Here is a 25491-nt window from a genome sequence, read left to right on the forward strand (position 1 = left end):
CCCTGGGAGTAGCGGGAGCGCACGAAGCCGAGCGAGTCCTCACCGTCCAGGTTCTGGAGTCCGGCGTCCAGCACCAGGTGCGCCTTGGGGTCGTCGATCGGCTCGGGGATGCACATCTCCACCCCGCCGATGGCGTCGACCATGTCCTTGAAGCCGACGAAGTCCATCATCAGGAAGTGGTCCAGGTGCACGCCGGTGACCTGCTCGACCGCGTTCCACTGGCAGCCCACCCCGCCGAAGGTCATGGCCGAGTTGATCATGCCCTGCTGGGGCTGCATGCCCTCGTAACCCTCCGCTGCCTCACAGCCGGGCAGGTCGACCATGAGGTCGCGGGGCAGGTTCACCAGCGTGGCTGCGCCGTTGTCCACGTTGATGCTCGCGATGAGCATGGTGTCCGGCCGCTCCCCCTCGACCTCGCCGTACTCGGCGTTCTCACCGGAGCGCACGTCCGAGCCGATGATGAGGATGTTCATGACACCCTCGACGCTCGTGGGCCGATCCCACTCGTCGGTGTCGACCTGGGCGGTCGTGATGTTGCCGATCAGGCCCTGGTACCAGCCGTAACTACCGAGGCTGGCGATGATCGCCAGCGCGGTCACGACGCACGCGACCCACTGTGCGGCGGACAGCCGGGAGGTGCCCAGGGCACCGGAGCTGCGAGGGGCGGAGCGTCTTCCAGCCATGCGAACCTTCGAGGGTGCGAGGAGACCTAGAGGGGGGCGGGTCAGGGCAGCCAGGGCGTGTCCGGGCGGCGCGCCCGCCGGAGCGGCGGGCGTCGAGAGGCGGTACACGGCCCGAGGTCGCGGGGGTCCCTGCGGAAACGCCGTGAACGGATGCTAACAGCAGCTCGGCACGGGTGCGCACGCGCGTGCGCACAGCGCGCGGAGGGTGCGTACGGCGCGTGCTCGCTCAGTAGCGGGTCGCGACGGTTCCGGCGGCGCGGTCGTGCAGGCCCCGCGTGTCGCGGTCGTAGACCACGGCCGGGATCACCAGGCACAACAGCAGGGTGCGCACCGCCATGGAGGCGAACCAGGGCCAGGAGCGCTCACCGGTTCCGCTGATGCCCACCCCGACGAGTCGTCGCCCGATCGTGGTACCGAACAGCGTGAGCAGGACGAGGTTCATCGCCGCGAACACCACCAGCGTGGACAGGGTGGTGAAGTTGGTCAGCGCGATGGCCTCGGGGTCCCCCCCGGCGGCAGCGGCGGCGGCCAGTTCCTGGCCGACCAGCCCGAAGCTGATGGCGACCCACACCAGCATCGCGGAGATGGCCCAGTCCAGGGCGAGGCCGACCAGGCGGCGCATGACCCCGGGCACCGAACCACTCCCGCTCTCGGGCAGACCCAGCCGGTTGCCGCGGTAACGGAAGTCGTCTTCGGAGACCGTGGGGGCGCCGCTCCGGCTCTTGTCGCTCATGTCTTTCACGCTATCCGCCCCACGTCACCCTCCGCGCGCGGGCCCGCGCGAGCGGTGTGACGTGCCACGGGAGAGGGTGTGTCGCCGGTCACTCCGCAAGATCCGGGTGCCCCGGTTTCTCCCCAAAACAGGCGGAATCACCGTTACGGGACCACTGGCCAACGCGGGCGACCGGCTCCGTAACATGCAGGAAACAATCGAGACACGGCGTGGAAATCACGCGCTCCTAGCTTCGATGACGAGGCCGGGAGACGGCGCGTGGTTCGACATGGCCGCGATGGTGCGGCCCGCGAACCCGCCGTCTCAGCTATCTGCACGGAGGTTCCGTTTTGTTCAGCAGCGTCGAAGAGGTTCTCGCCTACATCCGAGACGAGGACGTCAGGTTCCTCGACGTCCGGTTCACGGACCTGTTCGGAGGCGTGAACCACGTTACCCTCCCGGTCGAGAACGTTGACGAGTCCACGTTCACCGACGGTCAGATGTTCGACGGTTCCTCGATCCGCGGCTTCCAGGCCATCCACGAGTCCGACATGCTGCTCCTGCCCGACCTGAGCACCGGTGTCCTGGACCCGTTCCGCAAGCACAAGACGTTGAACATGACGTTCTTCGTCCACGACCCGCTCACGCTGGAGTCGTACAGCCGCGACCCGCGCAACGTCGCCCGCAAGGCCGAGGCCTACCTCAAGGGCTCGGGCGTGGCCGACACCGCCTTCTTCGGCCCCGAGGCCGAGTTCTACATCTTCGACGACGTCAAGTTCGAGACGCGTGCGAACACCGGTTACTACGAGATCGACTCGATCGAGGGCGCCTGGAACACCGGCTCCGCGATCGAGGGCGGCAACCGCGGCTACCGCCCGCGCTTCAAGGGCGGCTACTTCCCCGTCGAGCCGGTCGACCACTACAGCGACCTGCGCTCGGACATGGTGCGGACCCTGATCGACTCCGGTATCGAGGTCGAGCTCCAGCACCACGAGGTCGGCACCGCCGGGCAGGCCGAGATCGGCATCAAGTTCGGCACGCTGCTTGAGCAGGCCGACAAGGTCCAGCTGTACAAGTACATCGTGAAGAACGTCGCGAACGAGGCCGGCAAGACCGCCACGTTCATGCCCAAGCCGCTCTTCGGCGACAACGGTTCCGGCATGCACTGCCACCAGAGCCTGTGGAAGGACGGCGCCCCGCTGTTCTTCGACGAGGCCGGCTACGGCCAGCTCTCGGACACGGCCCGCTACTACATCGGCGGTCTGCTCAAGCACGCCTCCGCGCTGCTGGCCTTCACCAACCCGACGGTGAACTCCTTCCACCGCCTGGTTCCGGGCTACGAGGCCCCGATCAACCTGGTCTACAGCCAGCGGAACCGCTCGGCCTGCATCCGCCTGCCGCTCACCGGGTCCAACCCGAAGGCCAAGCGCATCGAGTTCCGGGTGCCGGACCCCTCGGCCAACCCGTACCTGGCCTTCTCGGCCATGCTGATGGCGGGCATGGACGGTATCCGGAACAAGATCGAGCCCCCGGAGCCGGTCGACAAGGACCTGTACGAGCTGCCCCCGGCCGAGGCCGCGGCGATCGAGACCGTCCCGGCGTCCCTGGACGCCGCTCTGGAGGCCCTGGAGGCCGACCACGAGTTCCTCCTGGAGGGCGGGGTCTTCACCAAGGACCTGATCGAGACCTACATCGACTTCAAGCGCACCGAGGAGATCGACTCCCTGCGCCTGCGTCCGCACCCGCGCGAGTTCGAGCTCTACTACGACATCTAGCGACACCCCTCGGGGCCGGTATCCAGTTCGGGTACCGGCCCCGACCCGGTTCCGGGGCATGGTTCCCCGATGCGGCTACCGTTGACGCGTGGCAAGGGACGGAAGAACCAACATGACAGCGGGCGCGCTCGCTCGACGCGGTTTCAGTGACAGCACCCGGGCCCTGCGGCTGGTGGAGGAGGCGGGGCTGGACGCCCTGGCCGACACCGAGGTGATCGGCGCCCTCGCGGCCGCGGCCGACCCGGACCAGGCGCTGCTGGGCCTGCTCCGGCTGCTGGAGGCCGCCCCGGACCCGGAGGAGGTGCGCGCGGCCCTGCGGGAGGAGCTGGACCTGCGCACCCGTCTGTGCGGCGTCCTCGGGGTCAGCCCGGCGCTCACCGACCACCTGGTGCGCCACCCCGGCGACTGGCGTGAGCTGCGCGGGGCCGACGCCGCCCGGACCCCGGACCGGGAGGAGCTGCGCCGGGGGCTGATGCACACCGTGGGCGCGCGGCCCGACGATCCCGCCCCGGTGGCCGACCTCTCTTTGGGGCTGGGCGGGGACGACGACCCCTCGGCGGTGCTGCGGCACACCCTGCGGGTGGCCTACCGGCGCCGTGTGCTGCGGCTGGCCGGGCGTGACCTGACCGGGGTGAACACCGTGGACGAGGTCGCCGCCGAGCTGGCCGACCTCGCGGCGGCGACCCTCGACGTGGCGCTGGCGGTGGCCCGCGCGGAGTCCCCCGAGGACGCCGCGCTGTGCCGTCTGAGCGTGATCGGCATGGGCAAGTGCGGCGGGCGCGAACTGAACTACGTCAGCGACGTGGACGTGGTGTTCGTGGCCGAACCCGCCCTGGGCGAGGACGGCGTGCCCGCCGACGAACAGGAGGCCCAGAGGGCCGCGACGCGACTGGCCACGGCCATGATGCGCGTCCCGTCGGAGACCGACGCGGAGGGCACCCTGTGGGAGGTGGACCCGGCGCTGCGCCCGGAGGGCCGCAACGGTCCGCTGGTTCGGCCGCTGGCCGGACACCTGGCGTACTACGACCGCTGGGCCAAGACCTGGGAGTTCCAGGCGCTGCTCAAGGCTCGGCCGATCGCCGGTGACGAGGGGCTCGGTCGACAGTACGCGGAGGCGATCGCCCCGCTGGTGTGGGAGGCCTCCGGCCGCAAGGACTTCGTGGAGGACGTACAGGCCATGCGCCGCCGGGTGGTGGCGCACATCCCCGCTGGCCAGGCCGAGCACGAACTGAAACTGGGCCCGGGAGGGCTGCGCGACATCGAGTTCTCCGTGCAGCTGCTCCAGCTGGTGCACGGGCGTTCGGACGAGCGCCTGCGGTCGGGCAACACCCTCGAGGCCCTGGCGGCGCTGTCGGAGTACGGATACGTGGGGCGGCGGGACGCGGCCGGGCTGTCCGACGCCTACCGGTTCCTGCGCCGGGTGGAGCACCTGTTGCAGTTGGAGCGGCTGCGCCGGACCCATCTGATGCCCGATCCCCAGGCCCCGGACGGCCCGTCGCGGCTGCGGCAGCTGGGTCGGGCCCTGGGGTTCACCGCCGATCCGGTCCGGGAGCTGACCGGAGCCCGCAAGCGGGTGTCGGCGGAGGTGCGCCGCCTGCACGAGAAGCTCTTCTACCGTCCGCTGCTGAACGCGGTGGCCGCCCTGCCCGAGGACGAGATCCGGCTCTCCGCCGACCAGGCCGTGGAGCGGTTGGGCGCACTGGGGTTCGTGGATCCGCGCGGGGCGCTGCGCCACCTGGAGTCGTTGACGTCGGGGCTGTCCCGCCGGGCCGCCATCCAGCGCACGCTGTTGCCGGTGATGCTGGGGTGGTTCGCGGACTCCCCCGACCCGGACGCCGGGTTGCTCGGGTTCCGGCAGGTCAGCGATGCCCTGGGCACCACGCCCTGGTACCTGCGGCTGCTGCGGGACGACGTCCGGGTGGCCGAGCGGATGGCGTGGCTGCTGGGCACGAGCCGGTACGTGACCGAGCTGCTGCTGCGCGCCCCCGAAGCGGTGGCCATGCTGGGCGACGACGCCGACCTCCGGCGCCGGGAGACGCGGTCGCTGATGGCCGAGGCGGACGCGGCCCTGCGCCGCTACGACACCCCGGAGGAGAAGGTGTCCGCTGTGCGGGCCCTGCGCCGCCGGGAGCTGCTGCGCACGGCCGCCGCCGACCTGCTGGGGGTGTGCTCGGTCGAGGAGGTGGGCCGGGCCCTCACGGGGATCGCGGCGGTCACCATCGACGCGGCCCTGCGCGCGGCCTACACCAAGGTGGTGGCCGAGTCCGGCGGTGAGGAGCTCACCCGGGTGTGCGTCGTCGCCATGGGCCGGTTCGGCGGCGGTGAGCTGACCTACGCCAGCGACGCCGACGTGATGTACGTGCACGACCCGATGCCGGGCGCGGACAAGGGCGCGGCCACCAAGCAGGCCTTGGCGATCGTGCGGGAGCTGGCCCGGCTGCTGGAGATGCCGCAGGCCGAGCCCCCGCTGAAGATCGACACGGACCTTCGGCCCGAGGGCAGGAGCGGACCGGTGGTGCGCACCCTGGACTCCTACGCCGCCTACTACGGGCGCTGGTCACAGGTGTGGGAGAGCCAGGCGCTGCTGCGGGCGCGGCCGATCGCCGGGGACGAGGGGCTGCGTTCGGCGTTCGTCGCGCTGATCGACCCGCTCCGCTACCCGGAGGGCGGCGTGTCCCGTGCCTCCGTGCTGGAGATCCGCAAACTCAAGGCACGGATGGAGGCCGAGCGGCTGCCGCGCGGGGCGGATCCGACCCTGCACACGAAGCTGGGCCGGGGCGGGTTGTCCGACGTGGAGTGGGTGGCGCAGCTGGTGCAGCTGCGGCACGCGCACGAGTACCCGGACCTGCGCACCCCGCAGACGCTGCCCGCTCTGGCGGTGGCGGTGGCGCACGGGTTCCTGGCCGCCGACGACGGTGTGGCCCTGGAGCGGTCGTGGCGGCTGGCCTCCCGGGTGCGCGGCATGGTGATGCTGGTGCGCGGCCGGGGCGGCGACTCGATCCCGCACGACCCGCGGGTGCGCGCGGCCCTGGCCCAGGCCATGGGGTTCGGCGACGACGACGGGACCGACGCGGACGGCGAGGGTACCGAGGAGGACGAGGCGGTGGCGGAGGGTCCCGAACAGGAGGGCCCGGCCGAGCAGCTGACCGAGGCCTACCTGCGGACCACCCGGCGGGCGCGCGCCGTGATGGAACGCGCCTTCTACGACGACTGAGGGGCGCCGCGGGCGGGGAGGGTGACCGTGACGGTGAGCCCTCCCCCCTGGTCGGCCCCGCGCGGACGCAGGTCCAGGGTGCCGCCGTGGACCCGCACGACCCGCGCCACCAGGGCCAGGCCCAGGCCGTGTCCCTGGCCGGACCCGATCCGTCCCGCGCCACGGAGGAAGGGTTCGTGCAGGCGGGCCGCGGTCTCCGGCGTGTACACGGGCCCGGTGTTCTCGACCCTCAGGAAGGTGTCGCCGGTGCTCCGGTCGCGACCGGTGGTGACCAGGGCGGTGCCGGTGTCCCCCTCCCCCGGGGTGTTGTGGCGCAGGGCGTTGCGCACCAGGTTCTCGGTGAGCTGGGTGAGCAGCGCGGTGTCGCCGACCGTCGGCGCCGGGACGAGCCCGTGCTCCAGCCGGACGCCTCGACGCAGCGCCTCCTCCTCGCCCTCGGCCAGGACCCCGCGCGCGATCTCGGCGAGGTCGGCGGGTTCGGACACCGCGGTGACGGCGTTGGCGTCGGCCAGCCGCAGCAGCGCCTCGGTGAGGCCGATCGCCCGGGCGTTGGTGAGGTCCAGCCGTTCGAGCAGGCGCGGGTGGTCCTGCCCCTCCGGGTCGCGCCGGGCCACGTCCAGGAGGGTCGCGTTGACCGCCAGCGGGGTGCGGAGTTCGTGGGAGGCGTTGGCGGCGAACCGCTCCTGGACCTCGAAGGCGTCCTGGAGGCGGTCCAGCATGTGGTCGAACGCGTCGGCGAGCTGCCGGAACTCGTCGTTGCGCCCGGAGAGGGCGACCCGGTGGCCCAGCCTGCCGGTGGCGGCGATCAGGACGGCGTCGTTGATCCGGTTCAGGGGGCGCAGGACCCATCCGGCCAGGATCCAGCCGCCGACCAGCCCGATCACCGCCAGCACCAGCAGGACGCCCCCGGAGATCCGGACGACGGCCTCCAGGATCTGCCCTCGGGCCGCGATGGGTTGACCCAGGTCGCTGGGGTTGGCTGCGGTGAGCGGATAGTCGGGCACGAACCGCAGGACCGCGTACACCCCGACCAGCACCGTCAGACCCGCCACGACCACGAACCCGGCGTAGCCCAGGGTCAGGCGCAGGCGAGCACTGACCCGCACCCCGCCGTCGCTCACTTCCCCTCCCCGGTGTCGACCAGGCGGTAGCCCACCCCCGGCACGGTCACGATGGGGTCGGGTTCCCCCAGGGCCCGGCGCAGCTGGGACACCGTGACACGGGGAGCGCTGGTGAAGGGGTCGGCGTGCTCGTCCCAGACCTTCTCCAGGAGGGTCTCCGCGCTGACCACTCCTCCGTCCGCGCGCATGAGCAGTTCGAGGACGGCGAACTGCTTGCGGGGCAGCCGGACGTAGCGGCCGGAACGGTAGGCCTCCCGCCGGTAGGGGTCCAGGCGCAGGTCGGCCCGCTCCAGCACCGGCTGGACGGTGGCCGCGGGTCTGCGGGCGAGCGCGCGCAGGCGCATGACCAGCTCCTCGACCGCGAACGGTTTGGTGAGGTAGTCGTCGGCGCCCAGGGAGAAGCCGTCCACCTTGTCCCGGAGCCGGGCGGCGGCGGTGAGCATGAGCACCCGCGTGCCGGGACGGTCGCGGGCGATGACCGCGCACACCTCGTCCCCGTGGGTGCCGGGAAGGTCCCGGTCCAGGACGACCACGTCGTAGTCGTTGACCCCGATCCGCTCCAGCGCGGCGTCGCCGTCCAGGGCGACGTCGGCGGCGATGGCCTCCTGGCGCAGTCCCGCCTGAAGGGCCTCGGCCATGAAGACCTCGTCCTCGACCACCAGCACACGCATGCGGTTCCCCCCGTCACTCGGCCAGCGACCCAGTGTAGGCAGGCGGGGTGTTGCGAAAGTGTTGGCTCGGCGGCACACACCCGTGCAACATCCTCCCTGGTGGTCTGGGCCCTCCGGCGCCGAGCACGGGGTTCGGCCCATGGAGGAGGGACGTGCCATGCGCTTTCGAACGACCGCTCTGACCACCGTGGCCGCCCTGGTGGTGGCCCTTGCGGGGTGTGCGGCCTCCGGGACGGCCGACGCGGGCGAGGCGGGCCCCGGGAAGTCCTGGGCGCGGGACCTGCCGGTGACCCGGCTGACGCCGCTGGGCGACGAGGACGGGTTCGTTCCCGAGGGCGGCGGCCTGGATCCCGCTGACGACGTGCCCGCGCTGTCCGAGCTGGACCCCGACCTGCTGGAGGCGGTGCGCGAGGCCGCCGACGCGGCGCTGGAGGAGGCCGGGATCGAGGTGCTGGTGACCAGCGGGTGGCGCAGCGAGCGCTATCAGCGCTACCTGCTGGAGTCCGCGGTGAAGGTGTACGGAAGCGAGGAGGAGGCGGCCCGGTGGGTGGCCTCCCCCCAGGACTCCTCGCACGTGCAGGGGGCCGCTGTGGACGTGGGGCTCACCGACGCGGCGTACTGGTTCGTCGAACACGGGGCGAGGTTCGGGCTCTGCCAGACCTACGCCAACGAGGTGTGGCACTACGAACTCACCGTGGAGCCGGGCGAAACCTGCCCGACGCCGCTGGAGGACGCGTCGGCGGGCTGAACCGGGCCGGGCACCCCCGCCAGCGCGGGGGTGCCCGGTGGTCTCAGCGCTGACCCCAGGTGACGGCGGTGGCCGGGCCGACCCGGTTGTCACCGGGCTCCCAGTCCGCGCCGCCGTCCGGGGAGACCCGGACCAGCTTCCACTCCGTCTCCGAACCGATGGTGACGGGGCCGGACCACTGCGGGTAGGTGGACGCGTCGGTGCTCAGCGGGGCGCCGTTCGCCGGGTCCCAGGACCCGAGCTCGGGGGTGGAGCCGACCACGTACACCTCCTGGCCGAACCGGGTCTCGACGGTCGCGGTCAGGGTGTCGGGGGCACCCGGCTCACCCGGTTCGCCCGGCTCACCGCCGCCGCAGTCCTGCTCGCACTCGCCGCCCACGTGCAGCGCCAGGGCGCCGTCGGCGGGGACCGTCGCGCTGACCTGGCCACCGGAGACCGTGGCGGTGCCGGGGCCGGAGGCGTTGTCGTACTCGCCGTCCGGGAGCGAGGTCGGGGCGGACAGCGACCAGGACCCGCCCGAGGCGTTGAAGGCGGCGAACCCGGCCGCACCGCGGTCGAAGGCCACGCGGGAGGAGCCCTCCCGGACCCGTTCGGTCAGGCCCGTGCCGTCCACCGCCGCACGGAAGGCCACCATGCCGCTGACGGCCTCGTTCCGGTGCTCGCAGACCCACGCGGAGCCGGAGCAGTCGCTGTCATCGGTGACCCACCCGGCGGGGTTGCCGTCCTGATCGCCCACGCTGGGCGGGCCCTCGGTCACGTTGCCCTCGAAGTCGTAGCTGGACATCACCACGGGGGTGCCGTAGGGGTGCGCCAGCATGAAGGCGGTGGCGAGGTAGTAGCGGTCGCCGTCCACGTACGTGAGGGTGGGCTCGTAGCGCTGGGTGTCGTGGTTGTCGACGAAGACCACGGCCTCCTCCGAGGTGAGGCCGCCGTGGTCGGGCATGTCGGTGAGCCCGGCGATGTCACCGTTGGCGAAGGCCGAGGCGACGGAGCGCTTGTAGTCGAAGTTGGTGACCTGCCCGTAGGGCGTGTAGGCGGTGTAGGGGATCGTCTGGTCCCCGTAGACCTCGTGGAACACCCGGGGGGCGCCGCCGAAGCCGGGGACCTCGTCCAGGGCTCCGACGATGGCGCCCATGTCGTCCTCGGGCACGTGCTTGGAGGCGTCCACCCGGAAACCGCCGACCCCCATGGCGACGAGGCCGTTCAGGTACCGGACGATCTGGTCACGGACGTGCGGGGAGCCGGTGTCGAGGTCGGCCAGGTCGAGGAGCTGGCAGTTCTGCACCTCGTCCTTGTCGTTCCAGTTCTCGATGGTGTCGTAGCAGGGGCCGAAGTCGTCGTAGGAGTAGGCGGCGGTGCCGTCCCCGAACAGGTCGGGGTACTCGTAGCGCTCCCACTCCGTCCCGGCGCTGCCGGTGCTGGTGCCCTCGGCCGGCCCGGTCATGTGGTTGATGACGGCGTCCACATAGATCCGCACGCCGTTGTCGGCGCAGGTGGAGACCATCTCCTGGAAGTCCTCGGCGGTGCCGCGCCGTGTGTTGTCGATCCGGTAGGAGACCGGCTGGTAGTCCTGCCACCAGGGGTGGTTGCCGCCCTCGGAGAAGGGGACGACCACGTGTTCCTGGGGCGGGGAGACCTGGACGCCGCCGTATCCGGCGGGGCCGAGGAAGTCGGCGCACTCGGCGGCGACGGAGTCCCAGTTCCACTGGAAGAGGTGGACGATGGTGTCCCCGTTGCCGTTCTGGGCGGGGTTCTGCGCGGAGACGGGTTCGGCGTCCTGGGTGGCGGCCGGGCTGGGAACCGCCAGCAGGGCGGCTCCCAGCAGGGCCGCTCCGGCGAGGGCGCCGACGCGGGGTGTTCTCATGTGCGCTCCTTGGGGGGAGGTGCTGCATTCTCTTGCAGTTTCCGCAAGAGTTTGCATTGAGGTGACGAAGGTAACAGACCAACTCCCGCCTGTGAACACCGCGTGAACGGCGGCTCACACGCACACATGGTGGAAACGCGGCTCTGATCTGGACGAAAGGAGCTGCAAGATTTTCCAGACGAAAAAGCCGGTGGCGGCCCGGAGCACTCCGGGCCGCCACCGGCGACAGACCCGTGCGGGCGGGTCGGGCGGGCGTCTACCAGAAGACCGCCACACCGATGTTGACGATGGCCAGGACCCCGGCGATGATCGCCAGGTTCTTCGCGGGCTTGCGCAGGTTGAGCACACCGACGACCACCACGGCCAGGGCGATGACGAGCTTCACGCCGATCTTGACGTGGTTGAGTTCGCCGATGTCGGCCATCTCGGCCACGCCGACGAGCAGCAGGCCCGTGACGAACTGGAGCAGGGCGCTGTGCAGCAGCACCTTGGTGGCCTTGACGTTGTCGGTCATCAGCTGCATGAGGAAACCGGCGATGATCCCGGCCAGGCCGATCATGTGCAGGAACACGAGCGCGGAGTAAAGGAAGTCCATACCCGCACACTACTACGCGTTGTAGTTGAAGCTCCCGTCTTTCTGACGCCATGACGTAACAAATCAGACACCCGCCCGGTCAGGTTCTGCGGGAGGCGCCCCACTGGCGCCACAGCAGCCAGACCAGCAACATCAGCACCCCCACGCCCACCGCGCGGACGAGACCGTCCCGGTCCATCAGATCCCCCACCCGTGAGAGCACCGTGGGGTCACCGACCAGCAGGGTGTCGCTCGCACAGGCCGCGGGTTCGGCGTCCCGGTCCAACAGCAGACAGGCCGTACTCACCACCCGCTCCCCCACCTCGGCGTCCTCGGCCACTCGGACCCGGACGGTGTACACCCCCTCACCCTCCTCCGGCAGGTCCACCCTCCAGTTGGCGACGCCCTCCTCGACGATCCCGCCCTCGCCCACCTCCTGGACCGTCAGGGGTTCGGGCACGTGCTGCGCGAGCAGGCCCTTCTCCACCTCCACCCCCGCGCCGTTGACCACGGTGGCCCGGTAGACGACCTCCTCGCCGGGAAGCGGCGGCTCGTCCACCCCGGACAGGGACAGCCGCACGGCGTCCGCGTCCCCGAACCCACCGCTGTCCGCGACGGCGGGGGCCGCGCACAGCACGGCCGCGACCAGCCCCGCGACGACCCCTCCGGCCCTTCGCCCGAACGTGCCCCGTCGGTCGGTCCCGCAAGCGACCCGAGTCATCCCACGCCCTCCTGAGATTCACCACTGGGGCCGGTCAGGCAGCCCCCCGCAGGAGACGACCGGCCACCTCACACACTTGTCCGGCTCAGGGTCCCGGAGTCAAGGAAGTGCCGGGGCGTTTGGCGAATCGGTCGTGCTCACGCGGCGCTTAGGGCGGTTCTCACCCGTCTTAGGACGCCATCCCCCGGGCCGGGCGGGGAACCGCTGATTCCTACCGATGCGCCGGGTCCGTTCTTAGCCGGATCGTGGAGGTCATCGGGGCGGGACACGGGTCCGGCCCCACAAACGGCTCCCGCGCACCCGCTGACCCAGAGGAAGAGGAACCACCACCATGACCTTCGAGGACCTGCGCGCCGCCACCGCCCGCGCGCTCAGCGACGAACGCCTGCGCCAGGCCGAGCTCAGCCGCCGCGCCCGCCTCCAGAAGGCCGAAGCACGGAACGGAACCAGGGGAAACCAGGAGCGCCCGCGTCCACGGCGAGCATAATGAGCGCTATGCCCCTGTTCTCCGAAACCAGCCCCCTCTTCGTCGGCCGCCGGGACCACCTCCGTCTCCTGGCAGACCAGGCCCAACGCGTGCGCACCGGGTCACCGGAGACGTTGCTGGTCGGCGGAGACGCGGGGGTCGGCAAGAGCCGCCTGGTCTCCGAGTTCGCCGCCACCCGGCCCGCCGGGACGGTGTTCGTCGGCGCCTGCCTGCAGTTGGGTGTGGACGGCCTGTCCTACGCCCCCTTCACCGCCGTGCTCCGCCAGATCCTGCGCGAACGCGGGCGTCCCCCGTTCGACGCGGCCGCACCGGGCGGGACCGGTGAGTTCGCCCGGCTCCTCCCCGAACTCGGCGAGCCCTCCGCCGACCACCGGGAGAACCGGGGCATCCTCTTCGAACAGGTGCTGCGCCTGTTCGAGCAGGTGGCCGGGGAGGCGGGGGTCACCGTCGTCCTGGAGGACCTGCACTGGGCGGACGGCGCCACCCGGGACCTGCTGGTCTTCCTCGCCCGCAACCTCTCCCGGCCCGGAACCCAGCTCATCGCGACCTACCGCAGTGACGACCTGCACCGCACGCACCCGTTGCGGCAGCTCCTGCCACAGCTCGAACGCCTTCCGTGCGTGGGCCGGATCGTGCTGGAGCCGTTCACCCGGGAGGAGGTGGGCGCCCAGGCCACGGCGATCCGGGGCGAGGAACTGGAACAGGACGCCCTGGACACGCTCTTCCGACGCAGCGAGGGCGTCCCGTTGTTCGTGGAGGCGCTGGCCGCCGCCGAGACCTGCCCCTCCGACGACGACCCCGACCTGCCCGACCACTTCCGCGACCTCTTGCTGGAACCGGTGCGCCGCTTCGACGAGACCACGCTGTCGGTCCTGCGCGCGGCGGCGGTGGGGGCCGTGGCCGACGGTATCGAGCACGAGGTGCTCCACCACGCGGTCGACCTGCCCGAGCGTGAGTTGGAGGCCGCCCTGCACACCCTGGTCGACTCCAACGTGCTGCGGCCCCATCGCACCGGCTACCGGTTCCGGCACGCGCTGCTGCGCGACGCCGTGCACCACGAGATCCTGCCCGGGCCGCACTCCCGGCTGCACCTGCGCTACGCGCGGCTCATCGACGAGTACCCGGACGCGGTCCCCAAGGACCGCCGCGCCGCCGAGCAGGCCCACCACTACCACGCCGCGCAGGACCTGCCCCGGGCCATGCAGGCCGCCTGGCGGGCGGCTGTCCAGGCCAGCAAGACGCTCGCCTTCGGCGAACGCCTGGGCATGCTGGACCGCGTCCTGGCCCTGTGGGACCGGGTACCCGACCCCGGCGACCGGGTGGAGGGGCACAGCTGGCCCGAGGTCGTGAGCCAGGCCGCGAGCGCGGCGATCTCGGCCGACCGCCACCGGCGCGCGCTGGAGCTGGTCGACGAGGCGCTGGCGACCCTGCCCGAGGACGCCGACGACGACGTGACCCTCGCGACACGGGCGATCCTGCTGCGCAAGCGCGGGCAGGCCCGCTCCACCAACGTGCGCGGCGGCGGCTTGGACGACCTGGTGCGGGCCCTGGAACTGCACCCGCCGCACATGCCGGAGTACAGCCAGCTCCTGGCCGTCCTCGCCCGGGAGAGCGCCATGCTCCGCGAGGACCGGGAACCGACCCCCGCGCAGCGGATCCTCCAGGAACTGAACGACACCGGCCGCGGCTCCAGCACGTTGTCCGAACTGGCGATCGAGGCGGCCGACGGCGGCAGCCGCTCCGACCGGTGCGCGGCGGCCGACGCCCGGATCACGTTGGGCGGGGTCCGTATGCGCGACGGTGACATCGAAAACGGGCGCCCTCTGGTGGAACGGGGCATGGCGGAGGCCATGGAGCTGCGTGAGCCCTACATGGAGGCGCGCGGAGCAGGGAACCTGGGCCACTTCCTGCGTGAACTCGGTCACCACGAGGAGGGCCTGCGCGTGTTGGAGGAGTCCCTCGCCCGGCACGAGGCACTGAGCTGGGCGCCCTTCCACCGGTCCTTCAACCACCAGAACCGGGCCGAGATCCTCTTCGAGACAGGAGAACTCCGCCAGAGCCGGGAGGTCTACCGCCGTTACCTGAGCAGGAATCTGGGCGACCGCAAACACCAGCACTACATGCAGGCGGTGGAGGCGCGAGCTGCGGCCGCGATGGGAGACGTGGTCGCGGCGCGGGCCGAGGCGGGGCCCAGCGGCGACCGCTCCATGCTGGACGCGCACCGGATGGACATCGTTCAGCTGCGCACCACGGGGCTGCTGGACGCCGCCCTGGCCGAGGGTGACCTGGCCGAGGCGCTGTCCCTCTCCCGGGACGTCCTGGAGCAGGCGGCCCTGGAGCGTTCTCCGGGGTACTCGTGGCCGCTGCTGGAACAGATGGCCGAGGCCGCCCGACTGGGCGCGGAGCGGGCCCGCGGAGGGGCGAAGTACGGGGAGACGGCCCGGTTGGTGGGCGGGCTGGTCGGCACCGTCGCGGGGAAGCTCCCCCTCAACGGTCTGGTCCGACCGGCGTACGCGGCGACCGTGCGGTCCCTGCTGGCCGAGGCCGGGGGGACCGAGGCCCCGGCCCTGGCCGCGTCGTGGGCCGCCGCGGTGACGGCCTGGGACGCCACCCCCATGCGGCTGCACCGGGCACGGGCCCGGTTGCGTGAGGCCGAGGCCCGGATCGCCGCCGGGGAACGGTCACATGCCGTGGAGCTGACCCGCATGGTCCACGAGACGGCCGCCGCGTGTGGTGCGTCACCCTTGGCCCGCGCGGCCGAGGACCTGGCGCGCAGGCTCGGGACGGGCCTGTCCGGCGGGTCCGTGCCGCCGCCCGCGCCCGCCGGGCTCACCGCCCGGGAGACCGAGGTGCTGCGGCTTCTGGCCTCGGGCGCGACCAACGCGGCCATCGCCGAGGCGCTGTTCATCAGCCCGAAGACCGCGAGCGTGCACGTGTCCAACATCCTGGGCAAGCTCGGTGTGCCCAACCGCGCGACGGCCGGGGCGCGTGCGCGCGAACTCGGCCTGGCCCAGCTCGTCCCGAACCTCCCGGTTCAGCGGTCATAATGCCTGTGCGGGGGAGGTCCGGGCAGGCTGGCTGGCGTGTGCGGAAATGCCCCGGAAATATCCGCACGGCAGACTGGCCCCGGGAGATCGTTCCCGGCACGGCTCACGTGCGCGGACCGGGCCGGGACCGACCGGCATCGAGGAGGTTTGATCGTGAATCGACAGCAGGAATTCGTGCTCCGCACGTTGGAGGAGCGCGACATCCGGTTCGTGAGGCTGTGGTTCACCGACGTGCTCGGGTACCTCAAGTCCGTGGCGGTCGCACCCGCCGAACTGGAGGCCGCCTTCTCCGAGGGCATCGGGTTCGACGGCTCGGCCATCGAGGGCTTCGCCCGGGTCTATGAGGCCGACATGCTCGCCCAGCCCGACCCCTCCACGTTCCAGGTGCTGCCATGGCGCAACGAGCCGCACGGCACCGCGCGCATGTACTGCGACATCCTCATGCCCGACGGCTCGCCGTCCCCGGCGGACCCCCGGCACGTGCTCAAGCGCCAGCTCGGCAAGGCCTCCGACCTCGGGTTCACCTTCTACACGCACCCCGAGATCGAGTTCTACCTGCTGAAGAAGTTCCCCGAGCACGGCGAGTTCCCCGAGCCCAACGACTCAGGCGGGTACTTCGACCACACGCCGCACAACAGCGCCCACGACTTCCGCCGCAACGCGATCAACATGCTGGAGGCCATGGGCATCTCGGTGGAGTTCAGCCACCACGAGGGCGGCCCCGGCCAGCAGGAGATCGACCTGCGCTACGCGGACGCGCTCACCACCGCCGACAACATCATGACCTTCCGGCTCGTGATGAAGGAGGTGGCGATGGAGCAGGGCGTGTACGCCACGTTCATGCCGAAGCCGTTCACGCAGTACCCGGGTTCGGGCATGCACACCCACCTGTCGCTGTTCGAGGGTGACCGCAACGCCTTCTACGAGCCGGGCGCGGAGTACCAGCTCTCGAAGGTCGGGCGCGGGTTCATCGCCGGGCTGCTGCGACACGCCGACGAGATCGCGGCCGTCACCAACCAGTGGGTGAACTCCTACAAGCGCATCTGGGACGACCCGGCCGCCTCGGCCGGCATGGGCGGTGAGGCCCCGGCCTACATCTGCTGGGGGCACAACAACCGCTCGGCCCTGGTCCGCGTTCCGATGTACAAGCCCGGCAAGTCGAACTCCAGCCGGATCGAGATCCGCTCGCTGGACAGCGCCGCCAACCCCTACCTGGCCTACGCGGTGATCCTCGCCGCCGGGCTGAAGGGGATCGAGGAGGGCTACGAGCTACCGCCGGGAGCCGAGGACGACGTCTGGGCCCTCACCGACTCCGAGCGCCGCGCGCTGGGCATCAAGCCGCTGCCGCAGAGCCTGGACGAGGCGCTGCGCCTGATGGAGAACAGCGAGCTGGTCGCCGAGACACTGGGCGAGCACGTCTTCGACTTCTTCCTGCGCAACAAGAAGTCGGAGTGGAACTCCTACCGACGCCAGGTGACCCCGTACGAACTCCAGAGGTACCTGCCCACGCTCTGACCAGGTGCCGGGCTTCGCGGCGGGGGTATTCCCGGAAGGAGTGGCAAGCACGTCACATACCCCGGGGGGTAGAATTCCTACCAAAGCTGTCGACTATCCCTTCTCCCCTCCTGGAGTCACACACACATGATCGAGTCCGTCGACGCAGCGACCGTCAGAGCCAGGCTCGACAGCGGGTCGGCCCCGCTCCTGGTGGATGTGCGCACCCCCGCCGAGTTCGAGGGCGCGCACATCCCCGGGGCGGTCAACCTCCCGCTGGGCGAGCTGGACCAACACGCCGGGCGGGTCGCCCGGGACGCCTCCGAGCAGGTCGTCCTGGTGTGCCAGTCCGGGCCCCGCGCCGAACAGGCGCGGCGGCGGCTGGCCGCCGCCGGACTGGACGACGCCGTGGTGCTGACCGGCGGCATGAACGCCTGGGCGGCCGCCGACGGCCCCGCCGTGCACGGGCCGCAACGGTGGGCCCTGGACCGCCAGGTGCGCCTCGTCGCCGGTTCGATCGTGCTGGTCGCGGCGCTGCTGAGCCTGTGGTGGACCCCCGCCGTGTTCGTGGCCGCGTTCGTCGGCGCCGGGCTGGCCTTCGCGGGGATCACCAACACGTGCGCCATGGTCCACCTGCTCTCGAAGCTCCCCTACAACCGGCCGACCGAGCGGGTGGACGTCGAGGCCTCACTGGCACGGATCAGCCGAGCGGGTTCCCGGACCTAACGGTCCACCCGAACCCAGCCGCCCGGGAGTTCAGGCCTGGAGCAGGCCGAACTCCCGGGCACGCGCCACCGCCGCCGTCCGGTTGGCCACCCCCAGCTTTCCCATCGCGTTGCTCAGGTGCACGCTCACCGTCTTGGCCGAGATGAACAGCGCCTCCCCCACCTCACGGTTGCTCAGCCCCTTGGCCACCTCCACCAGGACCTCCACCTCACGCGGGGTCAGTCCGGCGGGCGGGGCCGTGGTGGCGGATCGGGGCAGGACCGCGCGCATCTCCGCCACGAACTGGCGGGCGAAGTGCAGGTCGAGCTCGGTCAGCAGCCTCTCGGAACGGTGCAGCAGCTCCCGGGCACCACTGGTGTCCCCCGTCTCGTACGCGGCCCAGAAGGCCCCGAACAGACACGCGTACCGGGTCAGCCCCCTCGCCCGGCCGACCAGGGGCAGCGCCCGTTCCCAGTGCGCCAGCGCCAGGGCCGGGTCCTCCTCCAGGAAGGCCCTGCTGGTGGAGCCGATCAGCTCTCCCACCGGTGAGACAGGCCAGTCCTCCCGGTCGAGCAGCGTCGACAGGGCCCCGGCCAGTTCGTCGGCGAGGACGCGGTCCCCGGGGTCGGCCCGGCGCCGCAGCCGCCAGGCCACCATCGCCATGGCGGACAGACCGCTGGAGCTGAACCGGACCAGGGAGAGCATGCCGATGTCGCGCTCCCCCTCCAGGATCACCCGGGCGGCCTCGGCCCACCGCTCTCCGGGCCCGAACAACAGGAGCAGGACCCGTGTGTAGTAGTGGGGCATGTACTCCACCCAGGTGGCGGTCTCCCGGGGCAGCAGGCGGGTGAACTCGTCCTGGGCGCGCTGGCTGCCCTCCCAGTCCCCCTCCAGTGCGGTGAGCTGCGCGATGATGGCCTGTCGGCGCCCTCCCATGAGGTCCTCCCCCGCCGGGGTCGCGAGCAGTTCCGCCCGGGCCTCCTCCACCCTCCCCGAAGCCAGGAGGGCACTGGCCACCCCGTTGACCAGGCCGACGCCCTGGCTGCGGGCCACCCCCAGTTCCGCGCAGCGGTCCAGCGCCTCCCGCGCGCACGCCAGCCACTCCGCGTACTCGAACCGGCTGGCGTGGTTGCCGCCGAGGTTGTTGAGCCCGCGCATCTCCACCTGGACGGCACCCTGCTCCCGAGCGAGCCGCACCCCCTTTCGGAGCATCTCCAGAGCCTCATCGGATCCCGTGTGGTCCAGCAGGCTGCCCAGGGTGATCAGCGCGTCGGCCTCGCTCACCCGGTCCCCGCAGGCCCGCGCCTCCTCGATGGCCACGCGGGCGACCCGCTCCGCCTCGGCGTCGCTGCCCCTCAGCATGAGCACCGACGCGGTCGTGGCGCTCACCACGGCCCGCTCCGGATGTCCGTCGGGGACGAGCGCGGCGGCCGCGCGCAGGTCGTCCAGCGCCTCGATGCGCCCCAGTTCCTTGTAGGAGAGGCCCCGCGCGACCAGGAAGCGGGCGACCAGTTCGGGATCGACCCGGGGGTCGAGGTCGCCCAGGGCCTCACTGGCGTGCTCGACCGACCTGCGCAGGCTGCCCGCGATCTGCGCGGCCCCACACACCCCCAGGAGCAGTTCCCCCTGGGAGAGCCCGAGCAGATCGGCGGCGTCCGGGACCAGCTCCCACAGCTCAAGCACGCGTTCGAGCAACGCCAGGTGCTCGGGGTAGGCACTGGCGTCCCGGGCCCGCTGGGCCGCCTCCCACGAGGCGGCCAGGGCCCTCGGGTGGTCGTGCGCGGCGTAGGCGTGGTGCGCCAGCTGGGCGACTGTCTCCGTGCGGGCCAGACCCGGGACGCCACCCTCCAACGCCTGCGCGTAACGGCGGTGGGCACGCACCCGCTGGCCCGGCAGCAGGTCGCCCTGGACCGCCTCGGCCAGCAGTGCGTGCCGGAACAGGTAACCGGTCTCGGTGGCGCTCAGCACCCGGGCGTCCACGGCCTCGCGCAGCGCCTCGTCGAGGTCGTCCTCACCGACCCCGGAGGCCTCGGCGACCTCGGCGAGCAGCCCGTGGTCGACCCGGTCACCGGCGATCGAGGCCAGCCCGAGGACCTTGCGGGTGGTGGGCGCGAGGGGTTCCACCCGGCGCATGAGGAGTTCGCGCGGGCCGTCGGGGACCGCGCCTCCGGGGGCGGCGAGGAAGGACTCCACGAACAGCGGGTTGCCGCCGCTGCGCTCCAGGAGCAGGTCCAGCGCTGCGGGGTCCGGGGCCCGCCCCCGCAAGGCGGCGGCCTGCTCGGCGACGGCCTCCCGGGTGAGGGGGTCGAGGTCGAGCCGCGTCACCCGGGGCAGCCGCTCCAGCTCGGGGAGGACCCGGCGCAGGGGGTGAGTCCGGTGCAGGTCGTCCGAGCGCACCGAGACCACCAGGTGCACGGGGGCGGGGCCGAGGTTGCGCAGCAGGAAGACCAGCAGGTCGCGGGTGGAGGCGTCCGACCAGTGCAGGTCCTCGATCACCAGGCTGAGGCCGCCCGGGTCGGCGTACTCCTCCACGTAGGTGAGCACCGCCTCGAAGAGTCTGGCCCGGGAGTTGTCGTCGGTGCCGGGGCGCGTCTGGGGGCTGTGCCCCGGGCCGGGCAGGAGACGGGTGAGATCGCTGCCTTCGCCGGGTGCCGGGCCGCCCGCCCGGACCAGCTGGCGCAGGAGCGCGGTGAAGGGGGCGAAGGCGATGCCCTCGGCGCCCAGCTCCAGGCATCCGCCCAGGGCCGCGTGCCGCAGGGGCGTGCGCTCCAGGTACTCCTCCAGGAGCCGCGACTTGCCGATCCCCGCGTCACCGCAGAGCAGGACCGTGCTGGATCCTCCCGAACGGACCCGCGCGGCGTCGGAGAGAAGGTGGTCGACCTGCTGTTGGCGGCCGACGAAGGCGGAGGGGGACATACGCCCCAGTATGCCCGGGGCGCCGGGAGCCGGACGGGTCAGAACAGTCCCAGTTCGCGCCCCCTCGCCGCGGCGGCGGTGCGGTTGCGCACGCCGAGTTTGCCCATGAGGTTGGTGACGTGCACGCTCACCGTCTTGGCCGAGATGAACAGCGCCTCCCCCACCTCACGGTTGCTTGATCCCCTGGCCACCTCCGCCAGGACCTCCACCTCACGTGGGGTGAGGCCAGCGGGCGGGGCCGTGGTGCCGGGGGCGGCGGGGAGCGCCGTGCGTTCCCGAGTGGCACCGGTGGCGGCGTTCTGGTCGGGGTCGGGCAGGCCGTGGCGGGCGCGCAGGGCGCGGGTCTCCCGCTCGAAGAGCGCCATGCCGAGCCGCACGGCCAGGCGGTGGACGGTGTCGACGTGCTCGGTCGCGCGGTCGCGGCGCCCCGCCCGCAGCGCCGCCCCTGCCGCGGCCAACTGGTACTCGGCCCGCACGAGGACGTGGCCGCTGGGGACGACCGCGGCCACCGCGGCCTCGAACAGGGCCAGCGATTCCTCGGGGTCCGGGGCCAGCCAGGCCCTGGCGGCCAGCCGGACCGGAGGGGAGTCGGCGTGTTCGGGGTTCGCGGCCACCTTCTCGCTGAGTTCGCGGATCTCCTCCGCCAGGCGGCGGGCTTCGTCCCCCGGTTCCTCGGCCAGTCGCGCGACGATCGACGCGTGCCACACCTGAGTGGACCGGTAGAGGCCGTGGGCGAGGGGGGTCAGGGACCGGTCGCCCGTCGCGCTGGAGAGCAGGTCCCGGGCCATCCGTCCCGCGTCCACCAGGCGACCTTCGTACACGGCCAGCTGTTGGAGGACGGCGTGGACCGGCAGGTGCTCCACCGGAGAACTCACCTGTGCGGGAAGCACGCGGTGGAACTCGTTCAGGGTGGCCCTCAGCGCGTCCGGCCGCCAGCGGTACAGCTCCAGGTGCATGCGCAGGGTCAGCGCCCGGGCCCACGTCACCCCTCCGTCCGTGACTCCCGTCAGCAGTTCCTCGCACTCGGAGAAGCGCCCCTGGTAGAAGCGGGTGACCGCCAGCCCGCAGGCGAACGCCCCGCCCTGGGTCCGGGTCAGCCCGAACTCACGGCAGCGGCGCATCCCCTCCAGGGAGACCTGGGCGCTCTCCTCCAGCCTGTCGAGGTTCTTGAAGTACCCGCTGAGGTTGATCAGCCCGCGGATCTCGGCCGGGACGTCACCGATCTCCCGGGCCAGCCCGATGCCCTCGGCGAACAGTTCCAACCCCTCGTCCGCGTCCAGGGGGCCGCTGAGACTACCGAGGGTGATGAGGGCGTCGGCCTCACTGCGCCGGTCACCGAGCTCGCGTGCGCGGGCGAGGACGCGGCGGGCCGAACTGGCGGCCTGCTCGTGGTGGCCGCGCATCATGAAGGTGGCGGCCATGGTCGCGGCCACCCCGGGGGCGTCCGGGTGGTTGAACGTGAGCAGGATGGAGGCCTCGGCCAGGTCCTCCATCGCGCCGTCACGGCCCAACTCCTTGAGCGCCCGCCCGCGCGCGTGGCGCAGCCGGGAAACGCCTTCGAAGTTCTCCGGGCGTCCCTTCCTGGGATCGTGGACGCCGGTGACCCCGAGTTCCTCCAGTCCCTCGGTGGCGTAGCTGACCGCCCTGCGCAGCGAACCGGCGACCAGGGAGACCTCGGAGGCCCGGGCCAGCACCTGGTCGCGGGGCAGGCCGACGCGTTCGGCGGCGTCGGGCACCTGGTCCCAGAGTTCGAGGACGCGTTCGATCAGCCCCAGGTGCTCTGGGTAGGCGTGCGCGGCGGCGGCGTGTTCGGCGGCCCGCCACGCGGCGGAGAGCGCGAGCGGCTGGTCGTGCGCGCAGTGCGCGTGGTGGGCGAGTTGGAGGGCCAGCTCGCTCTCGGGTACGCGCTCCACTCCCTCCTGGAGCGCCTCGGCGTAGCGCCGGTGCGCGCGCACCCGTTCGCCCGGCATGAGGTCGGTGTGCACGGCTTCCGAGAGCAGGGCGTGCCGGAACGCGTAGCCGTCCGCGGTGGAGCGGAGGATCCGGGTGTCGATGGCCGGGCGCAGGGCGGCTTCCAGGTCCTCCTCGGAGACCCCCGTACGGCGGGCGACGCTGGCGAGCAGGGTGTGCCGGACCCGGGTCCCCGCTGTGGCGACCAGGCCGAGGACGCGCCGGGTCGGTTCGGGCAGGGGCTCGACGGCGGAGAGCAACAGGTCCCGGGGGCCGTCCGGGATGGGCGCTCCGGCGGGGTCGTGGCTGGCGGCCAGGAACGATTCCACGAAGAGCGGGTTGCCTCCGCTGCGCTCGAACAGCAGGTCGAGGTCGGCCGGGTCGAGTTCCCGGCCGCGCAGGGCGGTGGCCTGGGCGCCGACCTCGTCACGGGAGAGCGGTTCCAGGTCGAGGCGCCGGACCCCGGGCAGGCGTTCGAGTTCGGGGAGCAGGCGGCGTAGCGGGTGCGTGCGGTGCAGGTCGTCGGTGCGCACGCTGACGAGCAGCTGGACGGGTGCGGGGCCGAGGTTGCGGAGCAGGAAGACGAGCAGGTCCCGGGTGGAGGTATCGGCCCAGTGCAGGTCCTCGATCACCAGGGTGAGGCCGTGGGGCTTGGCGCGTTCCTCCAGGAAGGCGAGCACCGCCTCGAACAGCCGGGCGCGCCCCTGGTCGGCGGCCCCTGCGGCCCCGCCCGGTCCGGGAAGGAGGCGACCGATGTCGCCGGTGGGCTCGGCGGCGGATCCGCCCGAGCGCACGAGTTGGCGCAGCAGGGCGGTGAAGGGGGCGAAGGGGACGCCCTCGGCGCCCAGCTCCAGGCATCCGCCCACGGCGGAGGGGGTGCCGGACACCCGCCGCAGGTGCTCGGTGAACAGGCGGGACTTGCCGACCCCGGCACCGCCGCAGACCAGGACGGTGCGGGCGCCCTCAGGGACGGTGCGGCGCGCGTCCGCCGCGAGCTGGGACAGGTGGTGGTGGCGACCAACGAAGACGGGGGAGGGTTCGTGGACCTGCATGAGGTCCAGTATGTCCGTTGGATCCCGTCGGAGCGGGGGTCATTGGTCGGGACAACCGCGACCGGGTCCGCGGCCTCCTCTCGGTGCGCCCGCGCTAGGAGGTGCTCGCGGTCCGATCGTTCGACTCGTGGGTGGGCGGTTCCCGGGGCATCCACTTCCACACCACCGCGAGTCCCAGCAGGCCGAAGCACAGAGAGACCAGCGCCGCCGCGTGCAGGCCCGACACGAAGGCCTCCTTGGCCGGGGCGACCAGCGCGTCACCCTCCCCGCCCAACTGCTGGGCCAGGACCATGGTGGCCTCGATGGACTCACCCGCCGCCCGCACCTGCGCCGGGTCCACGTCGTGGGCCCGCTCCGTGACCGAGTCCAGCGTGGGCTCGATCCCCGCCCGGTAACGGAAGGAGATCACCGCCCCCAGCACCGCCACCCCCATGGCGGTGGCGATCTGGCGCGCCGTGTTCTGCACCGCCGACGCCGCCCCGGCCTTGGCCGGCGGAACCGAGGACATGATCGCGTTGGTGGCCGGGGTGAGCACCACCGCCATGGCCGAGGTCTGGAGGAAGAAGAACGCGATGATCAAGTACAGCGGGGTGTCCACCCGGATCTGGGTGTAGAAGGCGAAGCTGCAACAGACGGTCGCCACACCCGCCAGGGCGAGGGCGCGCGGGCCCACGTAGCGCACCAGGGTGGGGCTGAGCGGGGCGAAGATCATCTGGCCCAGAGCGGCGGGAAGCACCAGGAGCCCCGCGATGAACGGAGGGAACTCGCGCACGCTCTGCCAGTAGAAGCTGAGGAAGAAGATGATCCCGGCCATGCTGAAGAACAGCACCATGACCGTGGCGACGGAGACGCTGAATCGGGGGTCCCGGAAGAAGCGCACGTCCAGAGAGGGGTCGGTGGTGCGCGACTCGTGGAACACGAACAACACCAGCACCCCCACACCCAGCACCAGCGAGCCGTACACGTCCCAGTCCGTGAGTGAGGCCCGCTCCCCCGCCGTGATGATCCCGTAGACGATCAACACCAGTCCGGGGATGGACAGCAGCACGCCCAGCACGTCCGGGCGTCCGGCGTTCTCGTTCCTGGACTCGGGGATGAGCACGAACATCAGCGACAGCCCGAGGATCACGAAGGGCACGTTGACCAGGAAGATCGAACCCCACCAGAAGTTCTCCAGGAGCAGACCGCCCGCCGAGGGGCCGATCGCCATCGCCAGGCCGACGGCGCCCGCCCACAGGCCGATCGCACGCGCACGCTCCTCGGGTGGGAACACGTTGGTGATCACGGACAGGGTCTGCGGCATCACCATGGAGGCGCCGAACCCCATCGCGGCGCGCGCCGCGATGAGTTGCTCGGGGCTCTGCGAGTAGGCCGTCAGCGCCGACGCGGTACCGAACACCACCAGCCCGGCCACCAGCAGCCGCCGCCTCCCCCACCGGTCGCCGAGCACACCGAAGGTGAACAGCAGCCCGGCGAAGACCAGGGTGTAGGCGTTGATCGCCCACGCCAGCTGGGACTGGCTGGCGCCCACGCCGCGCTGCGGGTCGGAGAGGGTCTTCAGTGCGACGTTGAGGATCGTGTTGTCAGCCACGATCACCAGCAGGCAGATGATGAGCACCGCCAGCCCGCCCCACCTGCGCCGGTGCGCTGTCTGCTGGTCCACGAACACCCTTTCCGCCGTCCATCCGGTGCCGCCTGTCATGCTAACCAGCCGCCCCCTCGCGGTGCCCCGCACCGCACCGGGCTCACCGGACGGG

At 71.9% G+C, this 25491-nt stretch carries 17 protein-coding genes; 7 read left to right on the plus strand and 10 right to left on the minus strand.

Annotated features, from left to right (window positions below):
* The coding region (locus BDW27_RS02675; RefSeq protein ID WP_199560525.1) for an LCP family protein at positions 1 to 683 on the minus strand (683 nt) is incomplete at its 3' end.
* A 226-nt stretch (positions 684 to 909) separates the two neighbouring features.
* Positions 910 to 1416: an RDD family protein gene (locus BDW27_RS02680; protein WP_017546706.1), complete on the minus strand. Its 507-nt coding sequence runs from the start codon at positions 1414 to 1416 to the stop codon at positions 910 to 912.
* Positions 1417 to 1745: 329 nt separating this feature from the next.
* Between BDW27_RS02680 and glnA the strand changes: the two genes are divergently transcribed.
* Positions 1746 to 3170 (plus strand): type I glutamate--ammonia ligase, encoded by a 1425-nt coding sequence (gene glnA, locus BDW27_RS02685; RefSeq protein WP_017546707.1) that lies wholly within the window; start codon positions 1746 to 1748, stop codon positions 3168 to 3170.
* Between the two features lie 112 nt (positions 3171 to 3282).
* On the plus strand, positions 3283 to 6384 hold the full coding sequence (locus BDW27_RS02690; protein ID WP_110048100.1) for a bifunctional [glutamine synthetase] adenylyltransferase/[glutamine synthetase]-adenylyl-L-tyrosine phosphorylase: 3102 nt from the start codon (positions 3283 to 3285) through the stop codon (positions 6382 to 6384).
* On the opposite strand, the gene BDW27_RS02695 is transcribed toward BDW27_RS02690, so the two are convergent.
* Positions 6372 to 7505, minus strand: a complete 1134-nt coding sequence (locus BDW27_RS02695; RefSeq protein ID WP_110048101.1) for a HAMP domain-containing sensor histidine kinase — start codon at positions 7503 to 7505, stop codon at positions 6372 to 6374. The genes BDW27_RS02690 and BDW27_RS02695 overlap by 13 nt on opposite strands.
* On the minus strand, positions 7502 to 8176 hold the full coding sequence (locus BDW27_RS02700; RefSeq protein WP_017546711.1) for a response regulator transcription factor: 675 nt from the start codon (positions 8174 to 8176) through the stop codon (positions 7502 to 7504). The genes BDW27_RS02695 and BDW27_RS02700 overlap by 4 nt, the downstream gene beginning before the upstream one ends.
* Positions 8177 to 8333: 157 nt before the next feature.
* Between BDW27_RS02700 and BDW27_RS02705 the strand changes: the two genes are divergently transcribed.
* Positions 8334 to 8924 (plus strand): M15 family metallopeptidase, encoded by a 591-nt coding sequence (locus BDW27_RS02705; protein WP_110048102.1) that lies wholly within the window; start codon positions 8334 to 8336, stop codon positions 8922 to 8924.
* 43 nt (positions 8925 to 8967) lie between these two features.
* Here the strand turns inward: BDW27_RS02705 and BDW27_RS02710 are convergent, their stop codons facing one another.
* The 3 genes from BDW27_RS02710 to BDW27_RS02720 form a co-directional block, all read right to left on the minus strand.
* Positions 8968 to 10788, minus strand: coding sequence for a carbohydrate-binding module family 20 domain-containing protein (locus tag BDW27_RS02710; RefSeq protein WP_110048103.1), 1821 nt, complete (start codon positions 10786 to 10788; stop codon positions 8968 to 8970).
* Between the two features lie 256 nt (positions 10789 to 11044).
* Positions 11045 to 11383: a hypothetical protein gene (locus tag BDW27_RS02715; RefSeq protein WP_017546714.1), complete on the minus strand. Its 339-nt coding sequence runs from the start codon at positions 11381 to 11383 to the stop codon at positions 11045 to 11047.
* A 79-nt stretch (positions 11384 to 11462) separates the two neighbouring features.
* On the minus strand, positions 11463 to 12083 hold the full coding sequence (locus BDW27_RS02720) for a hypothetical protein (RefSeq protein WP_017546715.1): 621 nt from the start codon (positions 12081 to 12083) through the stop codon (positions 11463 to 11465).
* Between the two features lie 331 nt (positions 12084 to 12414).
* Here BDW27_RS02720 and BDW27_RS27370 point away from each other — a divergent pair, with 331 nt between their 5' ends.
* From BDW27_RS27370 to BDW27_RS02735, 4 genes are all read left to right on the plus strand, one after another.
* Positions 12415 to 12570: a hypothetical protein gene (locus tag BDW27_RS27370; RefSeq protein WP_199560526.1), complete on the plus strand. Its 156-nt coding sequence runs from the start codon at positions 12415 to 12417 to the stop codon at positions 12568 to 12570.
* Positions 12570 to 15617, plus strand: a complete 3048-nt coding sequence (locus tag BDW27_RS02725) for a helix-turn-helix transcriptional regulator (RefSeq protein ID WP_110048104.1) — start codon at positions 12570 to 12572, stop codon at positions 15615 to 15617. The genes BDW27_RS27370 and BDW27_RS02725 overlap by 1 nt, the downstream gene beginning before the upstream one ends.
* Before the next feature lie 153 nt (positions 15618 to 15770).
* Positions 15771 to 17132: a glutamine synthetase family protein gene (locus BDW27_RS02730; RefSeq protein ID WP_199560527.1), complete on the plus strand. Its 1362-nt coding sequence runs from the start codon at positions 15771 to 15773 to the stop codon at positions 17130 to 17132.
* A 126-nt stretch (positions 17133 to 17258) separates the two neighbouring features.
* The gene (locus BDW27_RS02735) at positions 17259 to 17837 is read left to right on the plus strand and encodes a rhodanese-like domain-containing protein (RefSeq protein WP_110048106.1); all 579 of its coding nucleotides are present in this window, start codon (positions 17259 to 17261) and stop codon (positions 17835 to 17837) included.
* Between the two features lie 30 nt (positions 17838 to 17867).
* Here the strand turns inward: BDW27_RS02735 and BDW27_RS02740 are convergent, their stop codons facing one another.
* The 3 genes from BDW27_RS02740 to BDW27_RS02750 all read right to left on the minus strand — a co-directional run bounded on the left by BDW27_RS02740 (position 17868) and on the right by BDW27_RS02750 (position 25397).
* On the minus strand, positions 17868 to 20732 hold the full coding sequence (locus BDW27_RS02740; RefSeq protein WP_110048107.1) for a helix-turn-helix transcriptional regulator: 2865 nt from the start codon (positions 20730 to 20732) through the stop codon (positions 17868 to 17870).
* Between the two features lie 38 nt (positions 20733 to 20770).
* On the minus strand, positions 20771 to 23734 hold the full coding sequence (locus tag BDW27_RS02745) for a helix-turn-helix transcriptional regulator (RefSeq protein WP_110048108.1): 2964 nt from the start codon (positions 23732 to 23734) through the stop codon (positions 20771 to 20773).
* Between the two features lie 94 nt (positions 23735 to 23828).
* A complete protein-coding gene (locus BDW27_RS02750; RefSeq protein WP_233515608.1) occupies positions 23829 to 25397 on the minus strand; it encodes an MFS transporter in 1569 nt (522 codons plus the stop codon).
* Positions 25398 to 25491 lie beyond the last annotated feature (94 nt).

The sequence above is a fragment of the Nocardiopsis sp. L17-MgMaSL7 genome, assembly GCF_003182025.1.
Classification (GTDB): domain Bacteria; phylum Actinomycetota; class Actinomycetes; order Streptosporangiales; family Streptosporangiaceae; genus Nocardiopsis; species Nocardiopsis prasina.